The organism is Alteromonas sp. G5_S2_22_S1 (assembly GCF_054968525.1).
The window spans coordinates 15,479-27,310 of record NZ_JBQKUJ010000002.1 but is presented as its reverse complement, the minus strand read 5'-3'; the positions used below and the strand labels follow the sequence as shown (position 1 = coordinate 27,310).

Sequence of the window (11,832 nt, the reverse complement as noted above, 5' to 3'; positions counted from 1 at the left end):
GCTTGCTAATTTAACGAAGCCAACAACAATAGGCTTATAGCCCTACTATTTATCTCGACTAAGCGTGACAAACGTATAAGCATGTTTGTTTTTTTCATCGGGGTCGTTTTCCTCACGAGATACTTCGCGCCATGTTCCTACGGCTTCATAATCTGGAAACTGAGTGTCTCCGTCTACCGAAAGGTCGATGTAGGTCAAATACAGGGTATCAGCTTTATCTAGGAAAGCCTGATAGATAGTCCCTCCGCCAATGATCATTATTTCGTCGCTATCAACACTTAGTGCTTTCGCCACTTCTAGTGCTGACTCTGGCGAATCAACCACGGTCGCATCAGATAAGCTGTAGTCTGCATTGTTAGTGATAACGATATTTGGCCTGCCAGGCAAAGCGCGCCCTATCGACTGGTACGTCTTACGCCCCATAATTACTGCTTTGCCCAAAGTAATTGCTTTAAAATGTTTAAGGTCAGCTGGCAAATGCCACGGCATGTCATTATCAGCACCAATAATTCGATTTTGGGCCATCGCTGCAATCATTGCTATTTTCATTTTTATACCTTCAAAGCTGCGGTTATTTTAAAGCGGCTGCAGTATATCAAGTTCAGCAAAAAAATGTGTAAAGGTAGATTGTTTCGCTTCCACACAAAAAAAAGCTCGCAACTATAAAGTGCGAGCTTTTATATTTTCAAAGCGAATTGTTACGCGCTATTAAGCAACATAAGAGGTAACGACTCTGCTGATCGCTTAGCGACGATACTCAACTTCTACGTCGTAGTCGTCTTCATCCCAATCATCATCATCGAGATCATCACCTAAGTCGTCTTCAAACTCATCGTGAGCTTCAAGGGTATTCTTATGGTACGTATCCCACTTGAATTCGACTTCTTTCTTCTCTTCTTCCTGCTCAGTTTCAGCGGGAAGGGTTTCGATGAAGTCCATAACATCGTTACAAAGCGGGTCTAGGTTCATCTTTTGGAACGCTGAGATTTGGTACACCGGCCCTTCCCAACCTAGCGCATCAATAACGTGCTGACAGCGTTCTTCTACTTCTTCTTCAAGCAGTAAGTCAACTTTGTTAAACACTAACCAGCGAGGCTTTTGGGCCAATTTAGGGCTATATTTTTCGAGCTCTTCAATAATCGCCTTGGCATTGTCCGCTGGATCTGTTTCATCGACGGGGAAAATATCGACAACGTGAAGTAATATGCGACAGCGTTCTAAGTGCTTTAAGAAGCGGATACCTAAGCCAGCGCCGTCTGCTGCGCCTTCTATCAAGCCTGGAATGTCAGCGACAACAAAGCTTCGTTGCGCGTCTTGACGTACCACACCTAAGTTAGGCACAAGCGTCGTGAATGGGTAATCAGCCACTTTGGGCTTAGCGGCAGAGACAGAGCGAATGAATGTAGATTTACCCGCATTTGGCATGCCCAGTAAGCCAACATCTGCAAGAAGCATAAGCTCTAGCTTAAGGTTGCGAATTTCACCTGGTGTGCCATTGGTCTTTTGACGAGGTGCGCGGTTAGTACTGCTTTTAAATCGCGCATTACCCAAACCGTGGAAACCACCTTGGGCTACTTTAAGCTTCTGACCGTGGCGTGTAAGGTCGCCCAACACCTCACCCGTATCGCTGTCGGTGGCGCGTGTACCTACCGGAACCATAACCGTAAGGTCTTGACCTTTTTTACCGATACAGTTGCTACCTTGACCATTTTGGCCACGTTCAGCGCGGTGAAAGCGCTCAAAGCGATAATCGATCAATGTATTTAGGTTTTCATCGGCCTGTAAAAATACACTGCCGCCGTCACCACCGTCGCCTCCATCCGGGCCGCCTTTAGGTACGTATTTTTCCCTTCTAAAGCCAATTACACCGTTGCCGCCATCTCCGGCTTCAACGCGAATTTCAGCTTCATCTACAAATTTCATTTATCACTCCGGGCTTCAAAGCCGTGGGTTATTAACTTGTTTACTGCGAATACTAAGTTTACACCAAATCGCGCGTCGGCGCTTTTATGTGTAACCAGAATTCTAAAAATTGAAATGTAAAACCTTACGCAGTATCAACGATACACTAGATTTCAGTGCTACTTAATTATGAACAGAAAAAGAAAGAAAGGTTTCACAAAACAAAAAACCCCGCTTGCGCGGGGTTTTTCTAAGCCTGTTCGGCGAGAAGCTTTCGCGCTTACTCAGCTACGATGCTTACAAATTTACGGTTTTTCGGTCCTTTAACGTCGAACTGAACTTTACCGTCTTTTAGTGCAAACAACGTGTGGTCTTTGCCGATACCCATGTTGTCACCAGCGTGGAAACGAGTACCACGTTGACGAACAATGATGTTACCAGCAAGAACAGATTCGCCACCAAAGCGTTTAACACCTAGGCGTTTACTCTCTGAATCACGACCGTTTTTGGTACTACCACCAGCTTTTTTGTGTGCCATGTGTTCGTGCTCCTATTATGCGTTGATACCAGTGATTTTCACTTCTGTGAACCACTGACGGTGACCCGCTTGCTTACGAGAGTGCTTACGACGACGGAACTTAACGATTTTTACTTTATCGCCACGACCGTGTGTAACAACCTCAGCAGTCACCTTACCACCAGCAACGATTGGTGTGCCGATTTTTACGTCGTCACCGTTGCTTACCATTAAAACTTTGTCAAATTCAACCGTTTCGCCTGGGGCTACTTCGATTTTTTCAAGACGAACGGTTTGGCCTTCGGCCACACGGTGTTGTTTACCGCCACTTTGGAAAACCGCGTACATAGTTAACTCCGCTCTGCGTCCACTGACGCTTCAATTCAAAAAACAGGGCGCGAATTGTACGTGAAACATCCGTAAATCACAACCCCGATTCGCAGAAAAATAGATTATTTTTCCAACATGGGCAGAATTATGCCCCAATTGCCTATTTGATGCAGCTTGAAATGCACCTAAACCAGCAAAAAATAGAAAAAAATTTGAATAAACGACAATGTTACCACGCGACTTATGCGTTGGAATAAGACGTTGAGCGCAGCATTTTACCCACGTTTTAGACCATAAATAAGCCTGATCTGAGAGACAGATCGGATTATGATCGGGTCGAAAAATAAAACGATCCCAAAAGCGATCCGCGCTTGTGTTCTTCTGACAATTGCGTTTTTGATAATAAAAGTTGGCGCCTATTCATTACATCGTCACCCCAAAATGTTCTGAAATAACCCTTTGGCAGGAAAAATTGATGAGAGTACCTATAATTCTAAATATGAGAGGGTAATGTGGCATGAACACATCGAAGTGGTGCGGATTAGCCTATTAGATAAAACCCTAGAAATTGTATAAATCTATTGAGCGTATTTCAGGAATTACACGTAAATGCGTTAAGCCGTCATTTTTTAAGACAATTTGGTGGATAGTACGGGTGATTAAGGTACAATCGCCTCCAATAATTGCCCAAGACGTAAGAGTAAGTATTTATTGCCATGCCTATGGATATAGACCAAATCCGCGCCCTGTCTAATGATGATATGCAGGCGGTTAATCAGCTGATTCAACAACAAGTCGACTCTGAAGTCGCCCTTATTAATCAGCTTGGTTTTTACATCGTAAACAGCGGCGGCAAACGCTTACGCCCACTTCTTACCGTATTAAGCGCGCGAGCCATGGGCATTGATAACAACGAACATCACACCTTAGCGGCGATAGTAGAGTTTATTCACACTGCCACGCTACTTCACGATGACGTAGTGGACGAGTCAACCATGCGCCGCGGCCGTGAAACCGCTAACGCGATTTTTGGTAATCAAGCATCGGTACTGGTAGGCGACTTTTTATATACTCGTTCTTTCCAAATGATGGTAAGTCTTAAACGCATGCGCGTTATGGAAATATTATCGGAAGCCACAAATCAAATTGCTGAAGGTGAAGTATTACAGTTGATGAACTGTAACGATGCCGGCACTACCGAAGCCCGTTATTTTGATGTTATTTACGGAAAAACTGCTCGATTATTTGAGGCCGCAACACAATTAGCCGCAGTACTTACCGAGCAAAACGAGCACATTGAGCGTGCGATGCAAGAGTACGGCAAGCATTTAGGTACAGCCTTTCAATTAGCCGATGATATTCTTGACTACATGGCTGATAGTGAAGAAATGGGTAAAAATGCTGGCGACGACTTAGCAGAGGGTAAACCTACCCTTCCGCTGCTTTACGCCATGTGGCACGCTACGAATGATGGCGACAAAGCACTTATTCAAGAAGCGATTGAGCAAAGCAATGGCCTACCACATTTGACGCGAATTCAAGGCATCATGGAAGAAACCGGCGCATTAGACTACACACGCCAATGTGCGCAAAAGGAAGTGCAGATGGCCATTGATAGCTTAAGCGCTATTGAAGACTCTAAATACAAAGAAGCGCTGATTGCGCTGGCGCATATTTCAATTGAGCGTACAAGCTAGTTATCGATAAGTAAGGTACGAAGGCGTGTTGTAATCAACACGCCTTTTTTGTTGGGGAGACCTAAACAAAATATAAAACATGGGCTTGTAGACTTATTGGCACACAGAATGTTTCTTGTGCTCTGGCAAGCCGTTTCAGTAAACATTTTTTCTGCATTAACTAAGCATTACAGCGATGTTTAGGCTAAACCTACTTTTAACAAGTTAGCCTTCAAGCATAAAACCTATCATCCCCACTAAGAAACCAAGAATACCGCCAAGGGGTGGAAGCCAATGATTTTCCATGCGGATTTGCGGGGCAATATCCTGAAATACCGAATATAGAATTCCCCCTGCGGCAAAGAGCATAATGCCACTCATAATCACAGGAAACTGCGCCAAGTAATAAAAGCCCACAAGACTAAACAGAGGGCCTAGTAAGGCCATACCTATGAACAGCAAAATAAGCTTTGTACTGCGCTGTTTATTTTTAGGCAGCATTTCTCTGTAGGCATTAAAGCCTTCGGGTAAATTTTGAACGGCTATCAAAAGCCCTAGCAACATAGTGCCGCCACCTAAAGCTGCGGTGGTGCCAAGAGCGATAGATTCGGGCACAAAATCGCTAAGCATGGCGGCTAGCTGGCTGCCCGCCGTTTGCTTCTTGGCCAAATAAATATCTAGTGCCATGAATGCGAGCGCACCGCCAACAAAACACGCGATAGCGGCAAAGACAGACACATCTTTGATGCCCTCGGGCACAAGCACCAGCCCTACCGCTGAGATAAGCGCGCCGGCTCCTAACGCCAAAATGCCGTGGCGTAATTCTTTCTCTAGCCACTTGGGCTGAATACCTTGATAAGTGGCTAAAATGGCGCCAGCGGGCATCGCAAGCCCAGCTACCGTTGCCATGATGAGTAAACCTACAATGTCGCCTTGTGGCATAGAGACTCCTTTCAACTATTTAAACTTTCTAACATTGTTTACTTATTGCAGCATCAATGGTTTACATAAAAAACAAAGGTAACGACCAATTGCTAACCCAATGCGCTTAATACAAATACGCCACATCTCAGCTTTTCATTCAAATAGTGACTGCCGTCACAAGCTAACGGTTATCACCTGATGACTTCGTTCTTATTACTTAAAAGCTGACGAGCTTAACGAAAAAGAACAGCTTTAAGCTGCTCTTTAATAACACTATGACTATTTTTACTCGCTAACAACGAGATACAGATTAACCTATTAGTTTAAATCTAAATCTCGGGTCATATCCTCGTTTTTATCGCGGTGCACAATAATATTGTCTTCAATACGAATACCGCCAAATGGTTTGTAAGCATCAATGGTATCCCAATTGATAAACTTAGACGCAGGCGTTGCTTTAAGGTCGCGCAGCAGGCTCTCGATGAAATACAAGCCAGGCTCGATGGTGAACACCTGTCGGGCTTCTACCATACGCGTGCAGCGCAAGAACGGATGATCATCAGGCGCAGGCTTAGGCGTACCGCGGTCGTCATTTACCAGCCCGCCTACATCGTGCACTTGTAGCCCTAAGAAGTGACCGATGCCATGAGGGAAGAAGGTGCGCGTTATACCCATTTCCACTATTTCAGGCGGCGTTAAATTTACCATGCCTGTGTCGTGAAGAATTTGCGCAATACCATCATGCGCCAGTAGATGAATGTCGGTGTAGGCGACACCAGGCTTTAACGAGTCGACTAAAGTTAAGGTAACTTTATCTACCGCCTGTATAAGGTCGCGGAACATCGCTGAATTTTGAACGTCGTTTTGACTGTAGGTACGGGTAATATCAGCCGCATAGCCGTTATAGTTAGCTCCCGCATCAATCAAAAATGAACGAGACTCTTTTGGTGCCACCGTATCACACTGCATGTAATGCAAAATCGAGGCATGTTCATTTAGCGCTACAATGCTGGTATATGGCACATCGTTATCGCCCTGCCGGCTCGCCATTGCATAGGCAAGGTTGATATCGAATTCGCTTTTACCTTCACGGAAAGCTTGTTCAGCAGCTTTGTGGCCAGCTACAGCAAGCTTATTGGCCTCGCGCATGCAATCTAGCTCGTAGTCGGTTTTGTAGGCGCGTTGATAATGCAAATAGTGCAATACGCGATCTGGGTTTACATTCTCAAAGCCCAACGCTTTCGCTACTTCAATATATTCGCCCACATAAGCAAAGCGACGCTTGTCGTAGGGTAAAAACTTTTCCACCGCATCGGCTTGCTGAAGCAACTTAATATCGAAACTGTCTGTCCAGAAGTCGTTTGGTTCAGGTGGCACTTTGTGCCAGAAGTCTTCAGGGCGATAGAAAATAAGCGTAGGCTTATCTACACCGTTAACCACCAGCCAGCAGTTAGGGTTATCAATAACCGGAAGCCACGCTTTAAACTGCGGGTTTACCTTAAACGGATAATGGTTGTCATCTAAGAAAAGGCGCTTGCCCTGCCCCGAGTGAATTACTAATCCGTCTAGCCCTTCTCGCTGTAGTGCCTCTCGGGTACGCGATTGTAGCTCTTCTATATGCTGTTGGTAGGTTGCTTGATGTTGCGACATAGCCCCTCTTATCTTTTTAGTCGTTAGATCCACTAGTGTAACACGAGGCCAGCATGACATGCATACTGGCTCAGACCGATACGCTTTCATTTACGCTAAGGCGCGCCTAAGCACGCCCTAACGGCATGTTGCTATCGCGGCGCTAGCTGCAAAGTGCCCGTTACCGGATGTGTACTTACCGCTTCTGCAGAAGGGATCATATCGCGGGTAAGTTGAGGGAAAATATTCTCGTTTCCACCTAACTGCTGGTCATAAATATGCTGATAGGCCATTACCGCTTTCACATAGGCTCGGGTTTCCTTGTAGGGAATGTTCTCAATCCAAATGTCCACGGGTAAGGCTTCATTAGCGGGTAACCATTCCAACACTTTGCGCCACCCCGCATTATAAGATGCCGAAACCAATACGGGGTTATTGTTAAGCTTATCCATCAAGTAACGCAGGTACTGTACGCCGTATTCAACATTGTCGTTTACTTTGAACAATTCACTTCGGCTTACTTTTTCTTTTGCTACATAGCGCGCTGTGCCCGGCATAAGCTGCATAAGCCCTGCTGCACCTACAGGTGAAATAGCGTCACTTCTAAACGAACTTTCTCGACGAGCAATAGCCATAGCAAAGGATTTTGAAATGCTGTAAGCCTGAGATTTTTTGCTAAATACATCGCTAAACGCTAACGGAAAGCGACGCTCCACGTCATCCCAATAGCCACTGCGTGCAAAACTGGTAATGGCCTGATCGTAAAGTCCCCACTCATAGGCTAAAATCCCTGCATCGGTCACTTTCGCTTCAGGTAAATGAGAAAGCAAGTAATACCACTCTCTGCGGGCCTCTGTGGTTCGGTCTAGTCTAAAGAACTCAACTGCACGCATGGTGGCTGGGGTTTTAGCTACACTGGCGATGGCAGCGGTATCTCTAGGTGCTGGCGTATGAGCAAGAGAAGGAATTTCACCTATATGCGCACTGGCCATAAAACCATAATAATGACGCTCTTGAGCTAATTCTTTGTATAGCACCGTTGCCTGCATACTTTGACCTAGCGCTTCTAACGCTCTCGCCTTCCAATAACGGTAGTTTTCTTCTTGCTGCAAACTTGCCGGTGCGCTGTTAATAACATCTACCACTTCCTGCCATTTATTCGTGCGCAATAAGTGAGAAATGTGCCATAACTTAACGTCATCGCTAGCGCCATTTACGTCAGCGAGTTCAAGCCAATGATGGGCTTGAGGTAAGCGGACTAATGTATAGCTAAGCGCAATAGCTCGTCGCATCATATGCTGTTGCGCTTGTGAAAAGACCTTCTTATTGTTGTAGCGCGAATAAACCTGACTCGCTAAATCCGGATTTCTCCACGCAAGTTTTTCTACCGCCCATACAATAATGTTGGCTTCATGCGAAGCATGTTTCAGCGGAAACAAAGCGGTTTTACTTACTCGGCTGGTATCGCGGGTTACTGACAACCACGCATCAGCTAAATACTGCTTATTGCTCGGAAGTTGCCGCTTAAGGTAGGAAATAATACTTCTATTCCCCTCTTTTGCGGCAATTTCAATTCGCTTGATGACCATTTCTGGCGTCATCATGCCCGCTTTCTTCCACTTTGCAAAAAGCGGGTCGCATTCATCAGGCTGAGACTGACCATGAAGCCACAGTGCATTGACTTCTTGTAACAGAACCTGCTCGCTCTCCCCTTCTTTTAACCGGTAGTTCAGCGCAATACAGGTAAGCCTTGCCCCCATGCCCGGGCGGTAATTATCTAAAAATGTACTGCGGTAGTTATTTTTAGCTAAGTAGTTAAGCCATTTATAACGCAGGCCATAACTTACGGGTTGACCATTAAAATCGGCTAAAAATTGCTTCACTTCACGCTTCGTCCTAATGGACATGGTGCGGTCTAGCTTAAGCCTCAATAAATAGGGGTATAGGGGGTATTCGGCCAGCTCATATATGTCGTTGTCGAGATTTCGGACCCTGCGCTTAGAATAAGTTAACAGCTTTTTTTCGACTTCGAGATATCGCGCTCTTTCTTCCTTGTAAATATCTTCGGGCAAGGATAAAGATTGTGATGCGTTGGCGGCTATAGACAACACCGAACATACTATCGCGCCCACCACAGTGGCGATAAATTTGACGTTGACTGTCAACGCTCGCTGACGCAACTTAGCACTAAAATAAAAACCAGACACAATAGAATTCCTACCCTGCTCTACACTCGAACGCTTATGAGCGCTGGCGACTTTGCCTAATCGAGCTGATTGTAAAATGTTGCTGAAAAAGCAGCATTGCGACTGACCCACTAGGTTTGTTTGACAAACAAAGGGAAATTTTCAGCCTTGGCTCCTTGCCAAAGAAGATGTTGTGCCAGCTGTCGTTAGCTATGCTTTACAAACATAGTTGACATGATTGTAGATTATTCTTTTGCTGGATTGGCGCTTTGCGCCAATAACGCTCATTATACAACCACCAATGCCGAAATGAAGCTTGAATTCGATATTTGCACTTGAATTTAAGTCATCGGACCACTACCTTAGACAAATTGAAACGCTTGTTTGATTTTTTGTTGAAATTTTGTGTGGCTTTGTAAAGAATCTAGCCACCCTAACGCGTTAGTGAATGCATACGACCCTACAAATTAGTTGGATTACTTCACTAACATCCTGGCCAATGCCGAAGGAGATGATAATGATATACACAGGCAAAAGTCTTTCCGTCAGCCTGTTAGATGACGGCTTTGCTGAGCTGGTATTCGACGCCGAAGGTTCAGTAAACAAGTTCGACCGCCAAACAGTGAGCGAACTTGACGAAGCAACCCAAGCCCTACTTGCTAAAGGCGATGTAAAAGGCTTAGTAGTACGCAGTGCAAAACCTGCATTTATCGTAGGTGCAGATATCACCGAGTTCACTGGTCTTTTCACTATGGACGATGCTGAAGTACTACAGTGGGTTGCCAATACGTCACAAGTATTCGACCGCTTCGAAGACCTACCTTTCCCTACCATTGCTGCTGTTAATGGCTTTGCGCTAGGTGGTGGTTGTGAGATGGCATTGGCGTGTGACATGCGTATTGCAGACACAACAGCTTCAATCGGTTTACCAGAAGTTAAGCTAGGCCTTATGCCTGGTTTTGGTGGCACGGTTCGCCTTCCTCGCTTAATAGGTGCAGATAACGCCCTTGAGTGGATGACTACTGGCCGTGACAGAAAAGGCGCGAAAGCCCTTGCTGAAGGCGCGGTTGATGCCGTTGTTGCTCCAGAAGCACTTGTTGAAGGCGCACTTTCAATGGTGAAAGACGCTGCAGAGGGCAAGTTTGACTGGCAAGCTCGTCGTGCGGTTAAGAAAGCCCCACTACAGCTAAACAAAAACGAAGCTATGATGAGCTTCAGTACTGCTCAAGCCATGGTATTCGCGCAAGCTGGTAAGCATTACCCAGCTCCGCACAAAATGGTTGAGACGGTACAAAAAGCAGCGGGCCTAGACCGTGACGGTGCACTTAAGCTTGAAAACGAAGGCTTTGTGGCCCTTGCGAAAACCGACGCAGCGAAAGCACAAATCGGCATTTTCCTTGCCGACCAGCTAGTTAAGAGCAAAGGCAAGAAGCAAGCAAAAGCAGCCACTAAGCAGTCTAAGCTTAACGCTGTTCTAGGTGCAGGCATCATGGGCGGCGGTATTGCATACCAAAGCGCAGTGAAAGGCACACCGGTAATTATGAAAGACATTAATCAAGGTGCACTAGACCTTGGTCTTTCAGAAGCGGCCAAAATTCTTGGTAAAGGTATGAAGCGCGGTAAAGTTGATGCGACTAAAATGGCGCAAACGCTTAACGCAATTACACCTACCCTTGAGTACAGCACGCTTAAAGATGCAGACCTTGTTATTGAAGCGGTTGTAGAAAACCCGAAAGTAAAAGGTATTGTACTTAAAGAAGTAGAAGACAATGTAGCGGACGACGCTATCATCACTTCAAACACTTCTACTATCTCTATCAATCAGCTAGCTAAAAGCTTAGACAAGCCAGAACGCTTCTGTGGTATGCACTTCTTCAACCCAGTGCACCGCATGCCGCTTGTTGAAATTATTCGTGGCGAAAAAACGTCAGAAGAAACCATCAATGCAGTAGTAGCCGCTACCCTTAAAATGGGCAAAACCCCAATTGTGGTTAACGACTGCCCAGGGTTCTTGGTAAACCGCGTATTGTTCCCATACTTTGCGGGCTTCAGTAAGCTACTTATCGACGGCGCTGACTTTGTTGCTGTTGATAAAGTAATGGAAAAAATCTTCGGCTGGCCAATGGGCCCGGCTTACCTAATGGACGTTGTAGGTATCGACACAGGCGATCATGCAGCAGACGTAATGGCAGCAGGTATTCCAGAGCGTATGGCTCGCCTAGACAACGACCCAGTAACCCTGTTCTACAAAGAAGAGCGTTTAGGTCAGAAAAACGGTAAAGGTTTCTACAACTACGGTGTTGATAAGCGCGGTAAGCCTAAGAAAACACCTGCTGAAGAAGCATATGCACTAATGGCGCCCCACGTAGCTGAGAAGACAGACTTTGAAGCTGACGACATTATTGCACGCCTTATGATCCCTATGGCAAACGAAGCAATTCGCTGCCTAGAAGAAGGCATTGTAGATAGCGCAGCTGAAGCAGACATGGCGCTACTTTACGGCTTAGGTTTCCCTCCATTCCGCGGTGGTATTTTCCGTTGGATTGAAACCATTGGCTTGGCGAACTTTGTTGCTATGGCAGACAAGTACGCTGAACTTGGTCCAATTTATCAGATTTCAGATGGCGTTCGTGAAATGGCCGCTTCTGGTAAATCCTATTTCGCATAA

The 11,832-nt window shown here is 45.7% G+C and carries 9 protein-coding genes; 2 read left to right on the top strand and 7 right to left on the bottom strand.

Translation table 11 applies throughout. The annotated features are described in order from the left end of the window. Positions 1-45: 45 nt before the first annotated feature. From folA to rplU, 4 genes are all read right to left on the bottom strand, one after another. A complete protein-coding gene (gene folA / locus ACTRWF_RS02365) occupies positions 46-549 on the bottom strand; it encodes a type 3 dihydrofolate reductase (protein WP_462835087.1) in 504 nt (167 codons plus the stop codon). Positions 550-744: 195 nt separating this feature from the next. Continuing rightward, the gene (cgtA, locus tag ACTRWF_RS02360) at positions 745-1,923 is read right to left on the bottom strand and encodes an Obg family GTPase CgtA (protein ID WP_015066163.1); all 1,179 of its coding nucleotides are present in this window, start codon (positions 1,921-1,923) and stop codon (positions 745-747) included. 259 nt (positions 1,924-2,182) lie between these two features. Continuing rightward, complete coding sequence (gene rpmA, locus ACTRWF_RS02355) at positions 2,183-2,440, bottom strand: 50S ribosomal protein L27 (protein ID WP_012517170.1); 258 nt, start codon at positions 2,438-2,440, stop codon at positions 2,183-2,185. A 15-nt stretch (positions 2,441-2,455) separates the two neighbouring features. Continuing rightward, a complete protein-coding gene (gene rplU / locus ACTRWF_RS02350; RefSeq protein ID WP_012517169.1) occupies positions 2,456-2,767 on the bottom strand; it encodes a 50S ribosomal protein L21 in 312 nt (103 codons plus the stop codon). Between the two features lie 704 nt (positions 2,768-3,471). Here rplU and ispB point away from each other — a divergent pair. After that, on the top strand, positions 3,472-4,446 hold the full coding sequence (gene ispB / locus ACTRWF_RS02345) for an octaprenyl diphosphate synthase (RefSeq protein ID WP_015066162.1): 975 nt from the start codon (positions 3,472-3,474) through the stop codon (positions 4,444-4,446). 204 nt (positions 4,447-4,650) lie between these two features. Here ispB and ACTRWF_RS02340 read toward each other — a convergent pair whose 3' ends face one another. From ACTRWF_RS02340 to ACTRWF_RS02330, 3 genes are all read right to left on the bottom strand, one after another. Further along, a complete protein-coding gene (locus ACTRWF_RS02340) occupies positions 4,651-5,367 on the bottom strand; it encodes a ZIP family metal transporter (RefSeq protein ID WP_015066161.1) in 717 nt (238 codons plus the stop codon). Between the two features lie 300 nt (positions 5,368-5,667). Continuing rightward, entirely contained in the window at positions 5,668-6,999 is a 1,332-nt protein-coding gene (gene pepQ, locus ACTRWF_RS02335; RefSeq protein WP_462835086.1) for a Xaa-Pro dipeptidase, read from the bottom strand. Positions 7,000-7,130: 131 nt separating this feature from the next. Further along, on the bottom strand, positions 7,131-9,185 hold the full coding sequence (locus ACTRWF_RS02330) for a transglycosylase SLT domain-containing protein (protein ID WP_462835085.1): 2,055 nt from the start codon (positions 9,183-9,185) through the stop codon (positions 7,131-7,133). 496 nt (positions 9,186-9,681) lie between these two features. Between ACTRWF_RS02330 and fadB the strand changes: the two genes are divergently transcribed. Further along, positions 9,682-11,832 (top strand): fatty acid oxidation complex subunit alpha FadB, encoded by a 2,151-nt coding sequence (gene fadB / locus ACTRWF_RS02325; protein WP_020744651.1) that lies wholly within the window; start codon positions 9,682-9,684, stop codon positions 11,830-11,832.